Source organism: Stenotrophomonas sp. YJH_SMC_8 (assembly GCF_059371315.1).
Window position 1 is genome coordinate 133,190 of sequence record NZ_JCAFUL010000011.1, and the last position, 22,866, is coordinate 156,055.

The window sequence follows — 22,866 nt, forward strand, 5'->3', positions numbered from 1 at the left end:
GGGCACCGCCCCCTGCATTGAAGATCGAGGTTGAACGATGAGTACTGCTTCGGACGCCACCAAATCCGGCAAGCTGCGGCTGGGCGGCAGCAACCTCTGGCTGTTCCTGCTGCTGGCATCGATGATCCTGTTCGGGGTCAACACCGGCGTCGCCACCTGGCAGGGCAGCCGCCTGGCCGACGCCGGCTCCAAGGCTGCCGACCTGCAGGTGCTGTCGCAGCAGCTGGCCAACCAGGGCCGTGATGCCGTCGGCGGCAACGCGCAGGCGTTCACCGCCTTCAAGGCGACCCGCAATGCGATCGAACAGAACGTGTCGACCCTGCAGGGACGCTATGGCAAGGAGCCGGGCGTATCCGGCGCGATCACCACGCTGGGTGAAACCTGGGCGCCGCTGGGCAAGCAGGCCGGGCAGCTGGTGGCCAGCGAGCCGGCGGTGCTGGCCCTGGCCGGCAACGCCAACAACTTCACCGGCGCGGTGCCGGGCCTGCAGGCCCAGCTGAACGAGCTGGTGCGCGCGATGTCAGCCTCGGGTGCGCCGTCGTCGCAGGTGTACAGCGCACTGCAGCAGGTCGTGGTGGCCGGCTCGATGGCTCGCCGCGTGACCGAAATGCGTGCCGGTGGCAGCGCCGCGGCGACCTCCGGCGACGCGCTGGCACGTGACATCACCGTGTTCTCGCAGGTGCTCGACGGCCTGCGCAACGGCAACGAAGAACTGGGCATCACCGCCGTGCGCGGTGCCGCCGCCGTCGCCGCGCTGGAGCAGTCGCAGCAGAAGTGGGAAGCGATGAAGCAGGACGCCGACGCGATCCTGGCCAGCTCGCGCCAGCTGTTCGCCGCGCAGTCGGCGGCCACCGCGCTGGGCCAGGGTTCGGCGCACATGCTGGACGACAGCCGCAAGCTGTTCGAGGCGTTCTCCTCGTTCGGTTCGGTGTCCGATACCCGCCTGTTCCCGAACTTCTGGATCGGCGTGGTGTCCGGTGCGCTGTCGCTGATCGCGATCATCGGTTTCGTCTCCACCAACGTGCGCAGCCGCTCGCGCGAGCAGGAACTGCGTTACCAGACCCAGGTGGAATTCAACAGCCGCAACCAGCAGGCGATCATGCGGCTGCTGGACGAAATTTCCTCGCTCGGTGAGGGTGACCTGACGGTGAAGGCCTCGGTGACCGAGGACATGACGGGCGCGATCGCGGACGCAATCAATTACGCGGTCGACGAGCTGCGCCACCTGGTGACCACCATCAACGACACCTCGGCCAAGGTCGCGCTGTCCACCCAGGAAACCCAGGCCACCGCCATGCAGCTGGCAGAGGCGGCGGGCCACCAGGCCAACCAGATCACCTCGGCGTCGGACCGCATCGGCGAAATCGCGGCGAGCATCGAGCAGGTGTCGCGCAACTCGGCCGAATCGGCCGACGTGGCACAGCGCTCGGTGGTGATCGCCGCCGAGGGTGCAGGCGTGGTGCGCGAGACCATCCAGGGTATGGACCAGATCCGCGACCAGATCCAGGAAACCTCCAAGCGCATCAAGCGCCTGGGCGAGTCGTCGCAGGAAATCGGCTCGATCGTGGAACTGATCAACGACATTTCCGAGCAGACCAACATCCTGGCGTTGAACGCGGCAGTGCAGGCTGCTTCGGCCGGTGAAGCCGGCCGCGGTTTCGCGGTCGTGGCCGACGAAGTGCAGCGCCTGGCAGAACGCACCTCGGGCGCGACCCGACGCATCGAAAACCTGGTGCAGGCCATTCAGGCCGATACCAACGAAGCGGTCACCTCGATGGAACAGACCACCGCCGAAGTGGTGTCCGGTGCACGCCTGGCCGAGGACGCCGGCACCGCGCTGACCGAAATCGAGCGCGTGTCCAATGCACTGAACACCCTCATCAAGAACATCTCCATCGCCGCCCAGCAGCAGTCGGCCGCGGCCTCGGACATCACCCGCACCATGGGCGTGATCCGGCAGATCACCGGCCAGACCTCGCAGGGTGCCGGGCAGACCGCCGAATCGATCGGCCACCTCGCGCAGCTGGCGGCGGACCTGCGTCGTTCGGTCGCCGACTTCAAGCTGCCGGCGTGACGCGGGCAGGGCGGCGAGCAAGGAACCAGTCGATGAAGCATTTCCATTCCCCACGCCAGAACTCGCGCGGCCTCCGCGCGGCGGCGAACGGAGCGCGTCCATGAGCAGTCTGCGCGATGCGATGAGCCACGCAGCGCTGGGCTGGGTCAAGCCCGAGCTGGACGAGACCCTGCGCCAGGTGCGCAACGAGGTCGAGTACTACGCGGAAGACCCGAGCGATGCCAGCCGCATGCGCATCTGCGCCGGCTACCTGCACCAGGTGCAGGGCACCCTGCGCATGGTCGAGCTGTACGCCCCGGCCATGGTGGCCGAGGAGCTGGAACAACTGGCCCATGCCATCGGTGCCGGTGGCGTGGCCGACCGAGATGAAGCCTGCGCAACCCTGATGCGCGGCAGCGTGCTGCTGCCCGACTACCTGGAGCGCCTGCAGAACGGTCATCGCGACATTCCGATCGTGTTGATGCCGTTGCTCAACGAGATCCGCGCCGCACGTGGCGAGGACGGCGTGCATGACAGCGTGCTGCTGGCGTTCGCGCCGGACAGCGTCACCGCCACCGAAGCCGAGCTGGACCATGCGCGTGGCAGCCTGAGCGGGCGCAACCGCGAACTGCTCGACACCGTTGGCAGCGCGGTGAAGGAAGAGCTGCTGCGCATCAAGGACGCACTGGACCTGCACCTGCGTACCGGTGGTGCGCCGGAACAGCTGCAGACCCAGGCCAATGAACTGGGCGCGGTGGCCGATACGCTGGGCATGATGGGCCTGGGCGTGGCCCGCGGCGTGGTCGTGCAGCAGCGTGATGCACTGCGTGGCGTGGTCGAAGGCCGCCAGCAGATCGACGAAAACCTGCTGCTTGATATCGCCGGTGCGTTGCTCTACGTGGATGCCTCGCTGGATGACCAGGTCGCTCATCTGGGCGCCGGCGGCAGTGGCGAGGACGATCCGAGCGCAGTGGAGAACCGGCGCACGGTAGAGGTGCTGGCCCATGAGGCCATCGCCAACTTCGCCGCCGCCCGCGAGCATTTCGTCGCGTTCATCGAAACCGGCTGGCACCATGCCGAGCTGCAGGACGTGCCGCGCCTGCTGGGCGATGTCTCCGGTGCGCTGCGCATGCTCGACCTGGGTACCGCTGCCGACTACCTGCGCGGTGTACAGCAGTACATCGAGGCCGAGCTGATTGGTCGCCAGCGCGTGCCGAGCGGCCGCCAGCTGGACACCCTGGCCGACGCCATGGCCAGCCTGGAGTACTACCTGGAAGCCCTGCGCGACCGCCGCCCGGGCCGCGAGGACATCCTCGACATTACCCGCAGCAGCCTTGAGGCGCTGCGCTACTGGCCGCTGCCGGAGCGCGATGCGGCCGAGCCGGCACCGTTTGCGCCGCAGCCCATCGAGCGCGAGCCGGTTTCGCTGCCGGCCACGGCACTGCAGCCGGAGCACATCGAGATCCCGGTACAGTCGGCCGCGCCAGCACCCGGTGAGGTGCCGGTACCGCTGCCGGACTTCACCTTCGATCCGCCACCGGCCACGCCTTCGCCGGTGGCGGTGGCGGTGGACAACAGCCTGATGTTCGGTGGGCTGGGTTCCGTCGCCTCCGCGCCGCTGTCGCTGCATGACGAGGCGGATGCACCGCTGGTCTTTGCCGCTTCCAGTGCACCGGCGCCCGAGGTCCCGCAATGGGATCTGGCACCGTTCCATCCGGAGGCCGATCCGCTCGCACCAGCGGACGATGAGCGCAGCCCGACATTTGCCAGCTTCGATCCGGTCAGTTTCGAACAGGTCGATGCAGGGCAGGGGGCCGCCACGCAGTGGACGCTGCCGGTGCAGTCCGGTGCGACGGCTGGCCTGGACGTCGAGGACGCCACCGACGCAACGCTGTCCATCGCGACCGACACGCACGCCGCACCGGTGTTCGACCCGGTGGCCGCCGAGCATGACGCGGTTTCTGCAAGCGACGACGTCGTGTTCCGTTTCGATGCAGATGCGCTGGACAATGCCGACGACGTGCTGTCGCTGCATGCGATGGAGACAGTGTCGCTGGAGGACGCTGCCGGGCTGCATCCGTCGCTGGAGAGCGTCGATGCCACCGCCCCTGCCGTGGTGGAAGAGAACGCTGTTGCTGCAGAACCGGACATCACCCCTGTGGATGTGCCGGTGGAAGCGCCCGCGCCGCTTGCCGATGCGCCGGCAGCGGCGGTGTCGGTGATCGACATCGACACCATCGCGCCGATTGATTTCAGCGAAGCCGACGCGCAGTTCTTTGCCGAGCTGAGCGCTGCCGCCGCGGACTTCAATCCGCAGGCGACCCCGACGCCGGCCGACGCGGAAGCGCCGGTCGCCGTGGGCGACGCGGAAGGTGCAGAAGCAGGCTTCGAGGCGGGTTTCGACGACGATGCCGAGAACATCGACGAGGACATCCGCGAGGTGTTCCTGGAAGAGTTCGACGACGAACTGGCCAACCTCGGTACGTTGCTGCCGGCTTGGCGCATGCAGCCGGACAACATGGACCGTCTGCGTCCTATCCGCCGCATCTTCCACACGCTCAAGGGCAGTGGCCGACTGGTCGGTGCACGCACCCTGGGTGAGTTCGCGTGGAAGATCGAGGGCATGCTCAACCGCGTGCTCGACGGCAGCCGCCCGGCGACGCCAGCCGTGCTGGCCATGGTCGACAACGCGCATGCCGCGCTGCCGCAGCTGAACGCCGCACTGCGCCATGGCCAGCGGATCAGCGTGGACCTGCAGGCGATGCAGGCCATTGCCGATCGCGTCGGCGCGGGTGAGGAAACCTATTACGTACCGCTGCCGGTCGCGGCGGCTCCCGCCGCACCGGTGGTCGAAGCCGATGGCGAGGACGAGATCAGCCGCATCCTCGAAGCCGAAGCAATGGCGTCGGTGCAGGCTGAAGCCGATGCGGACCCGGCGCCCGAAGCACTGGGCACGCCGGCCAACATCGACAGCGTGCTGCGCGAGATCCTGGAAGCCGAAGTGGAAGTCCACCAGGCGACCCTGCAGGACTGGCTGCGCTCGGCGCAGCAGGCACCGCAGCCGGTCAGCGATGCGCTGCTGCGCGCGGTGCACACCATGAACGGCGCCTTCGCGATGACCGAAGTGCCGGAAATCACTGCCGTTACCGGCGGTGCCGAGTCCTACATCAAGCGCGCGCTGGCCGCGGACGTGGTGCCGGGCGACGAGGGCGTGGCTGCGCTGGACGCGACCGCGCAGGCGATCACCGCGACCATGGAAGCGCTGCAGGCCGAACAGCCGCGCATCACTCCGCAGGAAGCGCTGGTGCAGCGCCTGCAGGCGCTGGCCGGTGAACTGCCGGAAGCGCGCTGGCCGATGGTCGGGCTGGAGGCCGACGACGAGGATCTGGCGCTGGAGGCCGGGGAGACTGGTCCTGCGTTCGAAGCTGCTGCGCCCGGGATCGAACCTGCCGGGCCCGAGCTGGAACCGCTTGCCGCCGATGTGCAGGCCGCCGGGACCGCGGGCGCGATCGACACAGGCCTCGATGTCGGCGAATTGACCGGCAGCGATGATCTGTCGCGATACTTCGATGCCGGATGGCCATCGGTACCGGGTGAAGGCGAAGCCATCGCCGAGGACATCGGATCGATTGAATCGATCCAGCCCGTCGACAGCGAGCCGGTTGGTGCGACGACCGACGTGGACGCCACAGCGACGCCGGTCGCGGAGGCCGATCTGACCGCCGCGGACGACCTGTCGCCCTACCTCGATGCCCGCGCGCTGCCGGTGGATGACCGCGACGCCGATGAGATGCCGGTGTCCGCGGAGGTTGACGCAATCGACCTGAATACGTCGATGTCTGCTGCGCTGGGTGATGCCGACGCCAGCCTCGACGACGACGCTGCTGCACTGCCACTCGACAGCGAGCTGTCGAGCCTGCAGGATGAAATGGCTGCGCCGGGTTTTGCAGAACCGGTCACGCTGGCAGCCGCGCTCGAGGCCGGCCTGCACGTGATCGACGAAGAGCAGACCCTGGACGACGACGGGCAATGGCCCGTGCTCGGCCTCCAGGCCAGCGAACTCGCGCCGGGCGAGGCGGAAGCCTTTGCCGAGGATGCGGACGTCGGCGGGGAGGCGGCGGTCGGCGAAGGAGAGAGCGCCGATCAGCCGTCCCCGGCGACGGTGAACGAGGTGAGCGCTGCCGAAGCACTGCAGGCCTCCGCCGAGCCGGTGCGGTTCTTCGAACTGGAAGATGCACCGGGGCAGGGCACGGCCGATGCCGATGCCGAACCTGCCGGGGCCGATGCTGTGGAGCGTGCCCCGCTCCACGATGAAGCTTCCACTCCGGAAGACTCCGCGGATGGCGCCGATGCGCTCGACTTCAGTGTGTACGACCGCGAGCTGGTCGACATCTTCGTCGAGGAAGGCAAGGATCTGCTTGACCACTGCGATGGCCTGATCAGCGAACTGCGCGATGCGCCGCAGGATCGGGAGGTACTGGCCGGCCTGCAGCGTGACCTGCACACCCTGAAGGGTGGCGCACGCATGGCCGGCATCAATGCCATCGGCGACCTTGGCCACAGCATCGAATCCCTGCTGGAAGCCGTGGCGGCAGGCCGCACCGAGATCGAACGCCGCGACGTGCAGCTGCTGGAGCGTGGCTTCGACCGCCTGCACCAGCTGCTCACGCGGACCGGTGCCCACCGCGTGGTGGAGCCTGCACAGGATCTGGTGGAGGCCTTCGAGGTCCGCACCACCACCGATATCGCGGCGACCGCTGCGGCCGCGCGTGCGGCCAGCGAGGCCGAGGCTGTGCCGGCACAGGCTGCGGGCCCGCTGACGACGCCGGCCGATGCCCCGCTGTCGGCACCGCTGCCGGCCGAAGGCGTGGCCGACGAAGACCCGTCCGCCCGTCCGCAGCAGGAACAGGTGCGCGTGCGCGCCGACCTGCTCGACCGACTGGTCAACCACGCCGGTGAAGTGGCGATCTACCGTTCGCGCCTGGAGCAGCAGCTCGGCGCCTTCCGTGGCGCCATGGGCGAACTGGAGCGCACCAATGCGCGTCTCCGCGACCAGCTGCGCCGCCTCGATCTGGAAACCGAGGCGCAGATCGTCGCCCGCTACCAGCGCGAACAGGACCAGGCCGACCAGAAGTTCGATCCGCTGGAACTGGACCGCTTCTCCACCCTGCAGCAGCTCAGCCGTGCGCTGAACGAGTCCGCCGCCGACCTTGGCGGCCTGCAGGGCGTGCTGGACGATCTGTCGCGCCAGTACGATTCGCTGCTGCAGCAGCAGTCGCGCGTCAGCTCCGAGCTGCAGGATGGCCTGATGCGCGCGCGCATGGTGCCGTTCGACGGCCTGGTGCCGCGCCTGCGCCGCGTGGTCCGCCAGTCCGGCATGGATACCGGCAAGCAGGTCCACCTGACCCTGGAAGGCACTCACGGCGAACTGGACCGCAACGTCCTCGACCGCATGGTCGCGCCGCTGGAACACATGCTGCGCAACTCCGTGGCCCATGGCCTGGAAGCGCCGGAACAGCGCCGCGCCGCCGGCAAGCCGGAGGAGGGCGAGATCGCCATCCGCCTGCACCGCGAAGGTTCGGAAATCGTGCTGGAAGTGGCCGACGACGGCGCCGGCCTGGACCGCGAAGCGATCCGACGCCGCGCCATCGACCGTGGACTGCTGGCCGCCGATGCGCAGCCGAACGAGCAGGAACTGGACAACCTGATCTTCGCCTCCGGTTTCACCACCGCCGATCAGGTCAGCCAGCTGGCAGGACGCGGCGTGGGCATGGACGTGGTGCGCAACGAAGTGCGCCAGCTGGGTGGTTCGGTGGACATCCAGTCGGTGCGTGGCCAGGGCGTGCGCTTCACCCTGCGCCTGCCGCAGACGCTGGCCGTCACCCAGGCGGTGTTCGTGCAGATCGGCGAAACCACCTTTGCGGTGCCGGTCGCCTCGGTCAGTGGCATCGGCCGCCTGTCGCGCGAGCGTTTCGAAGCGGCCGACAGCAGCTATCGCTACAGCGGCGAGGACTATCCGCTGTACGACCTCGGCAGCCTGGTCGGGCAGGCTCCGGCGCGTGCCGACGGCCAGGACCAGGTGCCGCTGCTGCTGGTCCGTGCCGGTGACCTGCGTGCCGCCGTGGCGATCGACCAGGTGCTGGGCAACCGCGAAATCGTGGTCAAGCCGGTCGGCCTGCAGATCGCTTCGGTGCCGGGCATCTACGGCGCCACCATCACCGGCGATGGCCGCGTGGTGGTGATCCTGGACGTGGCGCCGCTGGTGCGCCGCTTCCTCGCCAACCCGACGCTGCCGGTGCTGGCCAACGCCCCGCGCCAGGAGCGCCAGGTGCCGCTGGTGATGGTGGTGGACGACTCGCTGACCATGCGCAAGGTCACCGGGCGCATTCTCGAACGCCACAACTTCGAGGTCAGTGTCGCCCGCGACGGCGTGGAAGCACTGGAGCGCCTGGAAGAACGCGTGCCCGACCTGATGCTGCTGGACATCGAGATGCCGCGCATGGATGGCTACGAGCTCGCCACTGCGATGCGCGCCGACCCGCGCTACAAGGACGTGCCGATCGTGATGATCACCTCGCGCAGCGGCGACAAGCACCGCCAGCGCGCCTTCGAAATCGGCGTGCAGCGCTACCTGGGCAAGCCGTACCAGGAGCTGGACCTGATGCGTAACGTGTACGACCTGCTGGGGATCGCCCGTGTCCGTGAGTGAAGCCCAGGCGGCTCCGGCCGTCGCCCTGCTGGCCCGCCCTGGCGCGGCGCGCGAGCGCCTGCGCGAGGCGTTGTCGCACGCCGATGTGCAGCTGGTGCTGGAAGACGACCCGAACGGCCTGGAGCCGCAGCTCCTGCAGGACGCGCGTCCACAGTTCGTGGTGATCGCGCTGGAGGCGGCCATCGAGGATGCTCTGGAACGGCTTGAAGCGGTGCTGTCCGCACCGGGCCTGACCCTGGTCTTCGACGAGGCCGAACTCGCGGCGCGCCGTGATGGTTGGGAGGCACAGCGCTGGGGCCGCCACCTGGCCGCCAAGCTGCACGGTCACCAGCAGGTGCTGCCGCCGGGTGCGGAAGACGAACCCGCCCTGCAGCTGGAACCGGGTCACCCGGCACCGCCGCCGGCACCACGGGAAGAAGCGCTTCAGCCGCATCTGGACCAGGCATTGAGCTGGGCGGACGAAGTGCCGGCGGACAGCCTGTATGCGCCACCGGCGCACCTGCACGAACCGATCGCACTGGAGCAGGCACTGGCCGCGCTGCAGCCGGTCGTGCCGGCGCCGCTGGAGGCAGCGCCGATGCAGCCGGTCGCCACGCCGGCCGCACCGGTTACGCCGCCGGTTTCCTTCGACCACACCGCGTGGTCGCTGGTCGAGGACGTGGCAGACGTACCCGCGGCCACCGGCCACAGCGCCGCGGTGGAAGCGCCGCTGCCATCCTTCGATACCAATCACCTCAGCCTGGTGGACCTGGACGCTGCGGCGCCTACGGGCGCACGTGCCGGTTCGCTGCTGGTGCTGGCCGGCATTGGTGGCCCGGATGCGCTGCGCCGCCTGCTCGGTGCGTTGCCGTCGTCGCTGAGCGTACCGGTGCTGGTGCACATGCGCCTGGATGGCGGCCGCTACGGCAACCTGGTCAAGCAGATGGCACGCGTGTCGCCGTTGCCGGTGCAGCTGGCCGAAGCCGGCCAGCGGGCCGTTCCCGGTGAAGTGCACGTGCTGGCCGATGACATCGGCGTAAGCGTGACCGCCGACGGCCTGCATTTCCTCAGCGATGCACAGGGTATCTCGCTGGCCGCGCTGCCGGCGGAGCACACTGCGCTGGTGCTGCTCAGCGGCGCCGACCTGGCCCATGTCGGGCCGGCGCTGGACCTTGCCGCAGCCGGTGCCTGGGTAGCCGGCCAGGTGGGCGAGGGCTGCTACGACCCTGCCGCGGCGACGGCCGTGGTGGCTGCCGGCATGGTGGCCGGCGAACCGCAGGACCTGGCGCAGGCGATTGCCGCGCGCTGGGGCGAGCAGGACGACAACGGAGACGCACCATGAGCTATGCCAGCAATGACGAAATCCGCGGCGTCCTGATCCAGGCCGGCAACGAGCGCGTGCTGCTGCCCAATGCCACCGTGGCCGAAATGATGTCGCGGGTGCCGGTACAGCCGGTCTCCGATGCACCGCGCTGGCTGGTCGGCGAGATCGGCTGGCACGGCTGGCAGGTGCCGCTGGTGTCGTTCGCGCGGCTTTCCGGGCTGGGCGAGGAAGCGGTGGGTGGCCACAACAAGGTGGTGGTGCTGAAGGCCCTGAGCGGCAACGCGCAGCGCCCGTACTACGCGCTGCTGACGCAGAATTTCCCGCAGTTGATCTCGGTGCCGCGCGATGGCCTGCTGGCCGATGCTTCCGAGGAAACCCTGCCGCAGATTGTGCACATGCGCGTGTTGCTGGGTGAGCAGAGCGCATTGCTGCCAAACCTGGACGCGCTGGAAGCCGCGCTGGATTCACTGGCGGCCTGATCCACCAGACCGGTAGTGCCGGCCGCTGGCCGGCAACCTCATGATCCCGTGGATGCCGGCCAGCGGCCGGCACTACCACGAACCAGCCTTACCCAAGATCCCCCAACCGCGCCTGCAATGCCGCGATCGCGGCCAGACCGGCCGTTTCCGTGCGCAGGATGCGCGGGCCCAGCTGCAGCCCCTGGAAGCCGGCCGCCGCCAGTTGATCGCGGTCGCGCGGCGACCAGCCACCTTCCGGGCCGATCGCGATCACGATGCCGCCCGCCGGCGCCGCGTCCAGCGTCGACAGGCGATGGGCACCCAGCGGGTCCAGCGTCAGCCGCAGCGTATCGGCCGGCAGCGTTGCCGCAGCCTGCGCCAGTGACAGCGGCGAACCCACCTGCGGAATGCGCGCGCGCCCGGATTGGCCGCAGGCCGAGGTCACCACGTTGTTCCAGTGCGCCACGCGCTTCTCTGCGCGCGTGGCATCCAGCTTCACCTCGGTGCGCTCGGCATTCACCGGAACGATGGCGCTCACGCCCAACTCGGTGGCCTTCTGCAGGATCAGGTCCATCTTCTCGCCTCGGGCAATGCCCTGCAGCAGAGTGATCGCCAGCGGCGATTCGTTGTCCACCGCCTGCACCGCATCGATGCGCACCTGCACCTCGCGCTTGCCGGCCGCGGTCAGCGTGGCGCTGTAGTCGTGGCCATCGCCGTTGAACAGCACGCAGGTATCACCCTCGCGCAGGCGCATCACCCGCACCAGATGGTTGGCCGTCTCTTCCGGCAGGGTCACGGTCTGGCCGCTGTGCAGCGCCAGGTCGATGGGGCAGCGGGTCACGCGCATGCAATCGCCTCGTCAATCGCCGCCAGCGTGGTATGTGCCAGCAGCTCCAGTTGTTCGTCATCCACGCAGTAGGGTGGCATCCAGTACAGCACGTCGCCCAACGGACGCAGCACCACGCCACGCTTCAGCGCGGCCTTGTAGGCGTGCAGTCCCAGTCGCAGCGCCGGGTCGAACGGGGTGCGCCTGTTGCCATCACGCGACAGCTCGAAGGCCACCACCATGCCGGCCTGGCGGACGTCGGCCACGTGCGGATGGTCGCTGAATGGCGCAGCCAGCGTGCCCATCACCGAGGCGATGCCACGGTTGCGGGCGATCACATCGTCGTCGCGGAAGATGTCCAGCGTCGCCAGCGCGGCCGCACAGGCCAGCGGGTTGCCGGTGTAGCTGTGCGAATGCAGGAAGGCGCGCTCGCGCGAGTCATCAAGGAAGGCGTCGTACAGTGCCTGCGTGGCCAGTACCGCGGCCAGCGGCAGGAAGCCGCCGGTCAGGCCCTTGGACAGGCACATCAGGTCCGGCATCACGCCGGCCTGCTCGCAGGCGAACAGCGTGCCGGTGCGGCCGAAACCGGTGGCGATCTCGTCGGCGATCATGAATGCGCCGTGCGCATCACACAGTTCGCGCACACGCTGCAGGTAGACCGGGTCATGCATGCGCATGCCGCCGGCGCACTGCAGGCGTGGCTCCAGGATCACTGCGCAGATCTCGCCGGGATGCTGGTCGAACAGGGTGGCCAGGCCATCGGCGGCCTGGCGTGCACGATCAGCGGCACTCTGGCCCGGCTCGGCCAGGTAGGCATCGGGCGAGGGCGCGAACAGGCCTTCGGCCAGCAGCGGTGCGTAGACGCGGCGGTACAACGGGATGTCCGCCATCGCCAGTGCTCCAAGGGTCTCGCCGTGGTAGCCGTTCTCCAGCGCGATGAAACGCGTGCGCCGTGGCTCGCCGCGGTTCTGGAAATACTGGAACGCCATCTTCAGCGCGACTTCCACGCCGGCCGAGCCGTTGTCGGCGTAGAACACCTTGGCCAACGGCTCGCGGCCGGGCTGGCGTGGCGCCAGCGCCAGCAGGCGCTCGGCCAGGGTGATCGCCGGCTCGTGGCCGAAGCCCGCCAGCATCACCTGTTCCAGCCGCCCGGCCTGCGCCGCGATGGCGCTGCCGATGCGCGGCTCGGCATGGCCGAACAGATTGGTCCACCAGCTGCTGACGGCGTCCAGGTAGCGGTTGCCGTCGTGGTCGATCAGCCATGCGCCTTCACCACGGGCGATCGGCACCAGCGGCAGGGTATGCGGGTGCTCACGCATCTGCGTGCACGGGTGCCACAGCACCTGCAGGTCGCGTTGCCGCCAGTGCTGGGCCAGCGGGGAGGGGGTTGGGTCTGCTAGCATTTCGGGCTCATGAACATGTTGCTGCCTGCACATTCTATCGGCCCCGGCGCTGGCGCCGGCCGCCGCGGAGATTCCGCATGAACGATGACCGTGCCGGCCGTCGCTTGCCGATCATCCATCGGATCACCGATGAGGAGAACGGCCCCTTCCAGCGCCAGCACCTGGACCTGGAGTTCTCCAACGGCGAACGCCGCCGCTTCGAGCGCCTGGTCAGCCGTGGCCACGGCGCGGTGGTGGTGGTGCCGATGCTGGATGACGAGACCGTGCTGCTGGTACGTGAATACGCCGCCGGCATGCACCGCTACGAACTGGGCCTGGTCAAGGGCCGGATCGACGGCGGCGAAACCCCCGAGCAGGCCGCCGACCGCGAGCTGAAGGAAGAAGCCGGTTACGGTGCGCGCCGGGTCGACGTGCTGCGCGCAATGACCCTTGCCCCGACCTATATGAGCCACCAGTCGTGGCTGGTGGTGGCACGTGACCTGTATCCGGAAAAGCTGGCCGGTGACGAGCCGGAAGAACTGGAAGTGGTGCCGTGGAAGCTGGCCGAACTGGACCAGCTGATGCTGCGCGAGGACTTCTCCGAGGGACGCTCGCTGGCGGCGCTGTTCATCGCGCGCCAGTGGCTGCAGGGAACGCGATGATCAAACTGACCACGGACCTGCGCGAGACCGCCATCGCCATCGCCCAGGAAGCCGGACAAGCCATCATGCAGGTGTATGCCGATGGCTTCGAGGTGCAGATCAAGGATGACAACAGCCCGGTTACCGCCGCCGACCTGGCCGCCAACCTCGTGATCGAGCAGGGCCTGCAGCAGCTGACTCCGGACCTGCCGATCCTGTCCGAGGAATCGGCGCAGGTGGGGTGGGAGCAGCGGCGCCACTGGGGCGCGTACTGGCTGGTCGATCCGCTCGACGGGACCCGCGAGTTCGTCAAGCGCAATGGCGAGTTCAGCGTCAACATTGCCCTGATCTACCAGGGCGCACCTGCCTTCGGCGTGGTGCTGGCCCCGGTCACCGGCATCGTCTGGCATGCCATGCGTGGCGAGCTGGCCTATCGCCGGCAGGGCCTGCACGACACCGTGCTGCGCACCCGCACGCCGGCCACCGCACCGCTGCGCGTCGCCGCCAGCCGCTCGCACCGTTCGCCGGAAACCGAGGCGCTGCTGGCGCGCATGGGCCGCATCGAGACCATCGCGCAGGGCTCGTCGCTGAAATTCTGCCGGATCGCCGAAGGCGGCCTGGATGTCTACCCGCGGCTGGGCCCGACCTCCGAATGGGATACCGCTGCCGGCCAGTGCGTGCTGCATGCCGCCGGCGGCGCGGTGCTGTCGGCCGCGACCGGCAAGCCGTTCCGTTACAACCGCCGCGAAACCCTGTTGAACGGCGATTTCATTGCCCTTGGTGATACCAGCCTGCCGTGGCGCGACTGGTTGTCCGACTGACCCTGGAGGCCGCATGAGCGCGCACGACACCCCCACCACCGGCAGCGCCGCCACCCATGAGCTGGAGCGCCTGCTGGCGATCATGGCGCGCCTGCGCGACCCGCAGGGCGGCTGCCCCTGGGACCTGGAGCAGAACTTCGCGACCATCGCGCCGTACACCATCGAGGAAGCCTACGAGGTGGCCGATGCGATCGATCGCGGCGATCTCGATGATCTTTGCGATGAACTGGGCGATCTGCTGCTGCAGGTGGTGTTCCATGCGCGCATGGCCGAAGAGCAGGGCAGCTTCGCCTTCGCAGACGTGGCCCGCGCGATCAGCGACAAGATGCAGCGCCGCCACCCGCACGTGTTCGCCGAGGTCAGCGTCGATGATGCCGACGGGGTGATGCGTAACTGGGAGGCGATCAAGCGCGCCGAGCGCGCCGCCAAGGGTGAGCAGGACACCTCCGCGCTGGCCGGCATCTCGCGCGGGCTGCCGGAATGGCAGCGGGCAGTGAAGCTGCAGTCGCGGGCGGCCAAGGTCGGCTTCGACTGGCCAGGCCCGCTGCCGGTGCTGGACAAGGCGGCCGAGGAACTGCAGGAACTGCGCGAAGAGTTCGAGCGTGGCGACATCGCCGGCAACAAGGCGCGCCTGCAGGAAGAGCTGGGTGACCTGCTGTTCGTCTGCGCCAACCTGGCCCGCCACGCCGATATCGACCTGGGTGCCGCGCTGCGCGGGGCCAACCACAAGTTCGAACGTCGCTTCCGTGCGATGGAAACGCAGGCCGACGCGCAGGGGGAAGCGCTGGCCGCGATGGACCTGGATGCGCAGGAAGCGCTGTGGCAGCACGCCAAGGCAGCGGAGAAAGCGTGAAGACACTAGCCCTGTTCCTGCTGACCGCGCTGGCCGAGATCGTCGGCTGCTACCTGCCGTGGCTGTGGCTGCGCAAGGGCGGCAGCATCTGGCTGCTGCTGCCGGCGGCCGCCAGCCTGGCGCTGTTCGCCTGGCTGCTGACCCTGCACCCGACCGCCAGCGGCCGGGTCTATGCGGCCTACGGTGGCGTCTACATCGGCACCGCGCTGTTCTGGCTGTGGCTGGTCGATGGCATCCGTCCCAGCCGCTGGGACCTGTTCGGCGCCGCCTTGTGTCTGGCCGGCATGGCGGTGATCATGTTCGGGCCGCGCACCTCATCAGTGTAGAGCCGAGCCATGCTCGGCTGCTCTTCCTTCCGGCCGCACTGGCATGCGCAAGCCGAGCATGGCTCGGCTCTACAAGGGCAGCGATCCCTTCCCGGAAGGTGCATGATGGGGGCGCCCCTGGTCCCCGGAGCACGCGCATGTCCCGCTTCGCCAGCTTCCGCGAGTTCTATCCGTTCTACCTCAGCGAGCACCGCCACCCGGTGTCGCGCCGCCTGCACTTCATCGGCAGCTGCGGGGTGCTGCTGCTGGTTGCGGCGGCGATCCTGCGCGGGCAAGCCATCCTGGTGCTTGCCGCCCTGTTCTGTGGTTACGGCTTCGCCTGGGTCGGTCATTTCTTTTTCGAGAAGAACCGTCCGGCGACATTCCAGCATCCGCTGTACTCGTTCATGGGCGACTGGGTGATGTTCGCCGACATCCTGCGCCGGCGCGTGCCCTGGTAGCGGCCGCTGTGTAGGCCGCCCTCGCGCGCTATGCTGGGGCCTGGACGCCATAGATAAGGAAAGCGCGATGTTCCCGACCATGTTCTTTACCGTGGTACTGGCCTTCGTGGCCGTGGTGATCCTGTTCAAGGCGGTGCGGATGGTGCCGCAGGGGTACGAATGGACCGTCGAGCGCTTCGGGCGCTACACGCACACCATGACCCCCGGCCTGCACTTCCTGATCCCGATCGTGTACGGGGTCGGGCGCAAGGTGAACATGATGGAGCAGGTGCTGGACGTGCCCAGCCAGGAAGTGATCACCAAGGACAACGCTGCCGTACGCGTGGACGGCGTGGTGTTCTTCCAGGTGCTGGACGCGGCCAAGGCGGCCTATGAGGTAGCCAATCTGGAAGTGGCGATGATCGCCCTGGTGCAGACCAACATCCGTACCGTGATCGGTTCGATGGACCTGGATGAATCGCTCAGCCAGCGCGAGGTGATCAACGCCCAGCTGCTGAGCGTGGTCGACCATGCCACCAACCCTTGGGGCGTGAAGGTCAACCGCATCGAGATCCGCGACATCCAGCCACCGCGCGACCTGCTGGATGCGATGGCGCGGCAGATGAAGGCCGAGCGCGAGAAGCGCGCGCAGATCCTCGAAGCCGAAGGCTCGCGGCAGTCGGAAATCCTGCGTGCCGATGGCGAGAAGCAGGCCACCGTGCTCGAGGCCGAAGGCCGGCGCGAAGCTGCGTTCCGCGACGCCGAGGCGCGCGAGCGCCTGGCCGAAGCCGAAGCGATGGCGACCAAGGTGGTGTCGGCGGCGATCGCAGAGGGGGACGTGCAGGCGATCAACTACTTCGTTGCCCAGAAGTACGTGGAAGCGTTCAAGGAGCTGGCCAGCTCGCCGAACCAGAAGCTGGTGCTGATGCCGATGGAGGCCAGCGGTGTGATCGGTTCGATCGCCGGCGTGGCCGAGCTGGCCAAGCAGGCACTGGGCGACCAGAACACCAAGGCCGCGGGCAAGCGGCCGCCGCCGATCGGAGGCTGACATGCGCTGGGAAGTCGTAGGCTGGGGCGCGTTGGCATTGCTGCTGTTCGCCGCCGAGGCACTGGCGCCGGGCGCGTTCATGCTTTGGATCGGCATCGGCGCGGCCGCCGTGTTCGTGCTGGTGGCCGTGTTCAGCGGCATTCCATTGCTGTGGCAGGTCGTTGCCTTCGTCGTGCTGAGCGTGGTCTCGATCCAGTGCTACCGGCGCTGGGGCAAGGCAAGGGCGCGACCCAGCGATGCACCGTTGCTCAACCGCCGCGCCGAGCAGCTGGTCGGACGGGTGGTGCCATTGCAGCAGGGCATCATCGGCGGGCAGGGCCGGGTCAGCATCGATGATGCGTACTGGCAGGTCAGTGGGCCGGAACTGCAGGCCGGCAGCCTGGTGCGGGTGGTGGCGGTGCAGGGCAGCACGCTGGTAGTCGAGTCTGCCGCGGGTAGAGTCGACTGTTAGTCGACTGGCATTGTGTGGTGGGTCGGACAGGTTGGGTTCGCGGGACACGCCGTAAACCCATCCCTGGGGGCTCGATGGCGCCATCCATGGCGCCAACGGTCCCGCGAACCCAACCCGCCCGACCCCCGACAGTTTCCGTGCGCGTACAGCCCACGGAGAAGAAATCAAAAGCGAGAAGCAAAAGCCGGTCGCTACGCTCTGTGAACTCGGGGTCGGATCCCATTCCGCAGGAATGGGATCCGACATCTCTCTATATTTGTATCGACACCCAAATCTGCTCTTGCTCCTGCATTTGACTTCCGTTCCGTCACTGGGAACGTTGAAAGGCTGGAGCGGTATGGGCGACCGAGCCCCCAGGGATGGGTTCACGGCGTGTCCCGATCGCCCATACCGCTCCGGCCAAGCCGTCGACTTCGCCGAGCCGATACGCTTTGGCTGTTGCCGTTGCCTGGCTTGTGGAAGGCGCCCGCCGGCCGCAGGCCGGCCAAACACCCCCGCTGCGCTGCGGCGCGACCTGCGGGCGACCGATCTGGGATAATGGGGATTCTTGTTTCCTCTGCTGCCGGACCCGGTCATGACCCAGAAGACGCTGCTCAACGATACCCACCGCGCCCTTGGCGCCAAGATGGTCGATTTCGGGGGTTGGGACATGCCCATCCACTACGGCTCGCAGCTGGACGAGCACCACCTGGTGCGTCGCGAGTCGGGTGTGTTCGACGTCAGCCACATGACCGTGGTCGACCTGCGCGGTGACCAGGTCAAGCCGTTCCTGCGCCGCCTGCTGGCCAACTCGGTCGACAAGCTGAAGGTGCCGGGCAAGGCGCTGTACTCGTGCATGCTGAATCCGCGCGGCGGCGTCATCGACGACCTGATCGTCTACTACCTGGGCGACGATTTCTTCCGCATGGTGGTAAATGCCTCCACCCGCGAGAAGGATCTGGCCTGGCTGCGCGAGCAGGCCGCGCCGTTCGGTGTCAGCGTCGAGCAGCGCCCGGACCTGGCCATCCTGGCCGTGCAGGGCCCGCAGGCGCGCGGGATCGTGATCGGCCTGGCCCGCGAATCCGAGCGCGAGGCGCTGACCAAGCTGGGCCGCTTCGCCGCCCTGCAGGTGCAGTCCGACGACGGCGTCGAGCTGTTCGTCGCCCGCACCGGTTACACCGGCGAAGACGGCTTCGAAATCCTGCTGCCCCAGGATGCCGTGGTCGCGTTCTGGAACCGCCTGCTGGCAGCGGGCGTGAAGCCGGCCGGCCTCGGCGCGCGCGACACGCTGCGCCTGGAAGCGGGCATGAACCTGTACGGCCAGGACATGGACGAAGAGATCAGCCCGTACGAAGCGGCGCTGGCCTGGACGGTGTCGCTGGACGAAGGCCGCGACTTCATCGGCCGCGACGTGCTGGAAGCGCAGAAGGCTGCCGGCACCGCACGCCAGATGATCGGCCTGGTGATGGACGAGAAGGGCGTGCTGCGCCACGGCCAGGCGGTGACCACCGCGGGCGGCCAGGGCGAGATCCTGTCCGGCACCTTCTCGCCGACCCTGGCCAAGGGCATCGCCTTCGCCCGCGTACCGGCTGGTGAGCTCGGCGAAGTCACCGTCGACATCCGCGGCCGGCAGGTGCCGGTGCGCGTGGTCAAGTTCCCGTTCGTGCGCGAAGGCCAGGCCCAGCCCGGCGTGCTCGCCGACGCCTGATCCGAACATGCCGGTCGTCACTGACAGCAGTGGCGGCCGGTTGGTTACACTAGCCCCGTTTTTTCCACCCCTGCATATCTCTGGAGCAGTCCCATGAGCGAGATCCCCGGCGACCTCAAGTTCCTCAAGTCCCATGAGTGGGCCCGTGTCGAAGGCAATGGCCGCGTCACCGTCGGTATTTCCGACCACGCCCAGGGCCTGCTGGGTGACCTGGTCTACGTCGAACTGCCGGAAGTCGGCGCCGACGCCAAGGCCGGCGAACAGATCGCCGTCGTCGAGTCGGTGAAGGCCGCCTCGGACGTCTACAGCCCGATCAGCGGCAAGGTTGTCGAGGTCAACTCGGCCCTGTCCGACAAGCCGGAAACCATCAACGAAGATGCCTACGGCGAAGGCTGGATGTTCGTGGTCGAACTGACCAACGCTGAAGAGGTCAACGAGCTGCTGGACCCGGACGCGTACGCCGAAGCCCTGGAGAACGACGACCACTGAGTCGTCGTTTCCGGGTTCTGCAACGGCCACCTTCGGGTGGCCGTTTTTGTTTTGGCGAGTACGTCGGCTCATGACGCAGGGTTTGCTGCGCGCCCTCGGCGCGGCATCAGCAGACCCGCGAACGGTACCGAGGGGCGTGCGCAGTTTTGCGCAAATCCGCGTTTCCACCCCGCGCCGGCGCGTCCGGATGTGAAAACTTTTCGCCCCCCGTTGCGGTGCCGTTGTGCTGGCGTTGGTGCGGGCGGCGGCCGCTGCTGGCGATGCGTGCATGCAGTGGCCGCCAACATGCATGCATCTGCGCAGAGTGCTTATTTCAAGTGCTTTTTGTTCAAGGCTTGCGTTGTTGTCGTTGCAGGCAACGTGCGTGCGTGGCGCTTTGATGGTCGTCGAAGGCGGAGCGTGGCGACCGTGCAGGCAACACCGTGGATGGCGCGGATGTGAAAATTTTTCGCGGGGGTTGTTGACAGTAAAAAAAACCGTGATTAGGTTTCGCCTCAGCAGACCTTGCCTGCCCAACCGAGTGCGCAGAATCAATCGTCCGATGCGAAGCAGCCCCTTCAAGACCACCGCGACCCAGATGACGGTGGACATGGCCCCGCTTCCCCCGGAGAAATGCAAGGCACCTCCCGTTCCGATGCCCGCTCCGCCGATCGAGGCGGGCATTGCCGTATCCGTAACGGCGCGCCTGACGCGCCGGCGGTCCCCGCACGCAGCATCCGCGGGTTTGATCCACCTGGGCGTTTCAACTCCCTATCACTGACGAGGAGCCATCCCATGGCAACCAAGAAAGCTGCGAAGAAGAAGCCCGCCGCCAAGAAAGCGGTGAAGAAGGTCGCGAAGAAGGCCGCTGCCAAGAAGGCAGTGAAGAAGGTCGCGAAGAAGGCGACCGCCAAGAAGGCAGTGAAGAAGGCTGCGAAGAAGGTCGCCAAGAAGACCACTGCGAAGAAGGCAGTGAAGAAGGCGGCAAAGAAGGTAGCCAAGAAGTCCACTGCCAAGAAGGCCGTCAAGAAGACCGCGAAGAAGGCCGTCAAGAAGGTAGCCAAGAAGGCCACCAAGAAGACTGCCAAGAAGGCAACGGCCCGCAAGCCTGCCAAGAAGGTCGCGAAGAAGGCGACTGCCAAGAAGGCCGTCAAGAAGACTGCCAAGAAGGCAGTAAAGAAGACCGCGAAGAAGGCCACCAAGAAGGCTGCCCCGAAGAAGGCAGCGAAGAAGGTTGCCAAGCGCAAGCCGGCCGCCCGCAAGAAGAAGGCCGCTCCGGTCGCTCTGCCGGCAACCCCGGCGCCGCTGATCTAAGTACTTCCCGATAGCCGCATCCTGAAACCCCTTCCCTGGCTGCCCAGCGGGGAGGGGGTTTTTTTATGGGGCCATTGGTAGCGTCGAGCCATGCTCGACCGCCTTGCTGACGGTCGATGCTAGCGGTGCGGCGCCGGTGGAAAGCGCTCCACCAGGAAATCGATGAAGCTGCGCAGGCGGGTCGAGTGGTAGCGGTCGTGGGCATAGACCACGTGCATCGGCCGGCCGGTCTGGCCATGCTCCGGGAACAGCTGCACCAGGCGCCCGGCTTCGACGTCGGCAGCCAGCAGCAGTGCCGATTGCAGCACGATGCCCAGCCCATGCAGCGCCGCCGTACGCAGCGCTTCGCCGTTGTTGATCTGCAGGCGACCTGTGGGCACATGGTCGAGCCCGCCAACATCGGCCTGCAGCCACTGCGCCAGTGCGCTGGGTTCGAAGGACAGGCATTGGTGCCGGGAAAGTGCCTGCAGGTCGGAAGGCGTACCGTGCCGGGCGAGGTATCCGGGCGAGGCGCACATCATCAATCGATAGGGTGTCAGCGCACGGGCGACCAGCGCGCTGCTGTCAGCCAGCGTACCGATTCGCAGGGCGGCTTCGAAACCTTCTTCGGGGAGATTGACGACGCGGTCGGTCAGCACCGCGTCGACACGCACGTCGGGGTAGTACGCCATGTAATCGGCCAACGCCGGCAGCAGTGCATGCGTGCCGAAGATCACCGGCGCGCTGATGCGCAGCGTGCCTGCCGGTGCCAGGTGCTGGTGCTGGGCCTGCGCATCGGTTTCCTCCACCAGCCGCAGGATCTCCCTGCAGCGGGCGTAGTAGTCCTCGCCGAACGGCGTCATGTGCTGGCGCCGGGTGGTACGACTGAGCAACTGCATGCCGAGCCGCGCCTCCAATGCACGCAGGTGCTTGCCGGCCATCGTTGCGGAGATGTCCAGTGCTGCCGCCGCAGCGCTGAGGCTACCCTTGTCCACGATCAGCACGTAGACCTGCATGCTTTCCAGCAGGTTCATCTGACACTCCGGGTGTTGAATGCTGAAACCTGTGCGGAGTTTATCAATCAGGGGTGATCAAACAGCATGCACCGCACGGGCCGGATCCACCGGCCGCGCTGACAGGAGAACACCATGGATTTGAACCTTGAGGGACGCACCGCGCTGGTCACCGGGGCGGGCAGTGGCATCGGTGCCGCTGTCGCCAGGCAACTGGCCGCGCAGGGCGTGCGTGTCGCCATCTCGTCACGACGGCAGGCACCGCTGCAGGCGCTGGCGGCGGAGATCGAAGCGGCGGGCGCACCCGCGCCGGTCATCCTGCTGGGCGATGTCACCGACGCTGGGGACGTGCGCCGCATCGCCGACGCCGCACTGGCGGCGTTGCAGCGGGTGGACATCCTGGTCAATGCGGCTGGGGGCTCGCGGCCAACGACCGTTGATGCAGCCGACACGATCTGGGAGGAAGCATTGGCCCTGAACTTCTCTGCCGCACGACGGCTGACCCAGGCACTGCTGCCGGCGATGCAGGCGCAGGGATGGGGGCGGGTGATCAACTTCAGCGGTTCGATGGAGCCGCGCGCGGTGAACGCGGCCACGGCGGCGAAGGCGGCGCTGCATCTGTGGAGCAAGGGCCTGTCGTCCGAAGTGGCCGGGCAGGGCATCACGGTGAATGCAATCGCGCCGGGACGGATCAACAGCCCGCAGATCCTCGACCGCCTGCATCCCACCGAAGAAAGCCGACACGAATTCATTGCGCGCAACATTCCGATCGGGCGCTTCGGCGAGCCGGAGGAGGTGGCGCCGCTGGTGGCCTTCCTGGCTTCGCCGCTGGCCGGCTACATCACCGGCGCGGTGATTCCAGTGGACGGCGGCATGCACTACTTCGCGCACTAGCGCTGCGGAGCTGTAGAGCCGAGCCCATGCTCGGCTGCTTTTCGCATCGGTAGAGTCGGGCCATGCTCGACTGCTTGAATCAGCCGAGCATGGCTCGGCTCTTATCTCTTCCGACTCTGGCACCTTAGGTGCCGAGAGCCCGGCGCGGACGACCGTTCGGCTCTAGGTCTTTTCGATCGCTCTGTAGCAAGGATCTCCGCGCCGGTTTCTCCCTGATCCGC

At 67.7% G+C, this 22,866-nt stretch carries 18 protein-coding genes; 15 read left to right on the forward strand and 3 right to left on the reverse strand.

Translation table 11 applies throughout. The annotated features are described in order from the left end of the window. The first annotated feature begins 37 nt into the window (after positions 1 to 37). The 4 genes from AC5P88_RS15120 (at position 38) to AC5P88_RS15135 (ending at position 10,544) form a co-directional block, all read left to right on the forward strand. On the forward strand, positions 38 to 2,074 hold the full coding sequence (locus AC5P88_RS15120; protein ID WP_111203647.1) for a methyl-accepting chemotaxis protein: 2,037 nt from the start codon (positions 38 to 40) through the stop codon (positions 2,072 to 2,074). Between the two features lie 100 nt (positions 2,075 to 2,174). Next, a complete protein-coding gene (locus AC5P88_RS15125; RefSeq protein WP_495225421.1) occupies positions 2,175 to 8,762 on the forward strand; it encodes an Hpt domain-containing protein in 6,588 nt (2,195 codons plus the stop codon). Further along, a complete protein-coding gene (locus AC5P88_RS15130) occupies positions 8,749 to 10,083 on the forward strand; it encodes a chemotaxis protein CheB (protein WP_495225422.1) in 1,335 nt (444 codons plus the stop codon). Before AC5P88_RS15125 ends, AC5P88_RS15130 begins: the two co-directional genes overlap by 14 nt. Continuing rightward, positions 10,080 to 10,544, forward strand: a complete 465-nt coding sequence (locus tag AC5P88_RS15135; protein WP_005410712.1) for a chemotaxis protein CheW — start codon at positions 10,080 to 10,082, stop codon at positions 10,542 to 10,544. Before AC5P88_RS15130 ends, AC5P88_RS15135 begins: the two co-directional genes overlap by 4 nt. Positions 10,545 to 10,632: 88 nt before the next feature. Here AC5P88_RS15135 and AC5P88_RS15140 read toward each other — a convergent pair whose 3' ends face one another. Next, complete coding sequence (locus AC5P88_RS15140; protein ID WP_106551033.1) at positions 10,633 to 11,370, reverse strand: 16S rRNA (uracil(1498)-N(3))-methyltransferase; 738 nt, start codon at positions 11,368 to 11,370, stop codon at positions 10,633 to 10,635. Then, positions 11,361 to 12,752, reverse strand: coding sequence for an adenosylmethionine--8-amino-7-oxononanoate transaminase (bioA, locus tag AC5P88_RS15145; protein ID WP_495225423.1), 1,392 nt, complete (start codon positions 12,750 to 12,752; stop codon positions 11,361 to 11,363). The genes AC5P88_RS15140 and bioA overlap by 10 nt, the downstream gene beginning before the upstream one ends. Before the next feature lie 77 nt (positions 12,753 to 12,829). Between bioA and nudE the strand changes: the two genes are divergently transcribed. The 10 genes from nudE to AC5P88_RS15195 all read left to right on the forward strand — a co-directional run bounded on the left by nudE (position 12,830) and on the right by AC5P88_RS15195 (position 20,759). Beyond that, positions 12,830 to 13,393, forward strand: a complete 564-nt coding sequence (gene nudE, locus AC5P88_RS15150) for an ADP compounds hydrolase NudE (protein WP_111203652.1) — start codon at positions 12,830 to 12,832, stop codon at positions 13,391 to 13,393. Further along, positions 13,390 to 14,193, forward strand: a complete 804-nt coding sequence (gene cysQ / locus AC5P88_RS15155) for a 3'(2'),5'-bisphosphate nucleotidase CysQ (RefSeq protein ID WP_099552045.1) — start codon at positions 13,390 to 13,392, stop codon at positions 14,191 to 14,193. The genes nudE and cysQ overlap by 4 nt, the downstream gene beginning before the upstream one ends. Positions 14,194 to 14,206: 13 nt before the next feature. Then, complete coding sequence (gene mazG / locus AC5P88_RS15160) at positions 14,207 to 15,046, forward strand: nucleoside triphosphate pyrophosphohydrolase (RefSeq protein ID WP_106551035.1); 840 nt, start codon at positions 14,207 to 14,209, stop codon at positions 15,044 to 15,046. Beyond that, on the forward strand, positions 15,043 to 15,372 hold the full coding sequence (locus AC5P88_RS15165; protein WP_495225424.1) for a YnfA family protein: 330 nt from the start codon (positions 15,043 to 15,045) through the stop codon (positions 15,370 to 15,372). Before mazG ends, AC5P88_RS15165 begins: the two co-directional genes overlap by 4 nt. 137 nt (positions 15,373 to 15,509) lie before the next feature. Beyond that, on the forward strand, positions 15,510 to 15,812 hold the full coding sequence (locus AC5P88_RS15170) for an Mpo1-like protein (RefSeq protein ID WP_049431766.1): 303 nt from the start codon (positions 15,510 to 15,512) through the stop codon (positions 15,810 to 15,812). Between the two features lie 67 nt (positions 15,813 to 15,879). After that, positions 15,880 to 16,839 carry an SPFH domain-containing protein gene (locus tag AC5P88_RS15175; protein ID WP_106551036.1) on the forward strand — a complete coding sequence of 320 codons (960 nt, stop codon included), beginning with the start codon at positions 15,880 to 15,882 and terminating at the stop codon, positions 16,837 to 16,839. Position 16,840: 1 nt separating this feature from the next. Then, positions 16,841 to 17,290: an NfeD family protein gene (locus tag AC5P88_RS15180; RefSeq protein ID WP_495225425.1), complete on the forward strand. Its 450-nt coding sequence runs from the start codon at positions 16,841 to 16,843 to the stop codon at positions 17,288 to 17,290. A gap of 574 nt (positions 17,291 to 17,864) precedes the next feature. Further along, positions 17,865 to 18,977 carry a glycine cleavage system aminomethyltransferase GcvT gene (gcvT, locus tag AC5P88_RS15185; RefSeq protein ID WP_106551335.1) on the forward strand — a complete coding sequence of 371 codons (1,113 nt, stop codon included), beginning with the start codon at positions 17,865 to 17,867 and terminating at the stop codon, positions 18,975 to 18,977. Between the two features lie 93 nt (positions 18,978 to 19,070). After that, complete coding sequence (gene gcvH / locus AC5P88_RS15190; protein WP_005410701.1) at positions 19,071 to 19,466, forward strand: glycine cleavage system protein GcvH; 396 nt, start codon at positions 19,071 to 19,073, stop codon at positions 19,464 to 19,466. A gap of 774 nt (positions 19,467 to 20,240) precedes the next feature. Then, entirely contained in the window at positions 20,241 to 20,759 is a 519-nt protein-coding gene (locus AC5P88_RS15195; protein ID WP_032130057.1) for a hypothetical protein, read from the forward strand. Between the two features lie 119 nt (positions 20,760 to 20,878). On the opposite strand, the gene AC5P88_RS15200 is transcribed toward AC5P88_RS15195, so the two are convergent. After that, entirely contained in the window at positions 20,879 to 21,772 is an 894-nt protein-coding gene (locus AC5P88_RS15200; protein WP_495225426.1) for a LysR substrate-binding domain-containing protein, read from the reverse strand. 114 nt (positions 21,773 to 21,886) lie between these two features. Between AC5P88_RS15200 and AC5P88_RS15205 the strand changes: the two genes are divergently transcribed. Next, the gene (locus AC5P88_RS15205; protein ID WP_478446267.1) at positions 21,887 to 22,645 is read left to right on the forward strand and encodes an SDR family NAD(P)-dependent oxidoreductase; all 759 of its coding nucleotides are present in this window, start codon (positions 21,887 to 21,889) and stop codon (positions 22,643 to 22,645) included. Positions 22,646 to 22,866 lie beyond the last annotated feature (221 nt).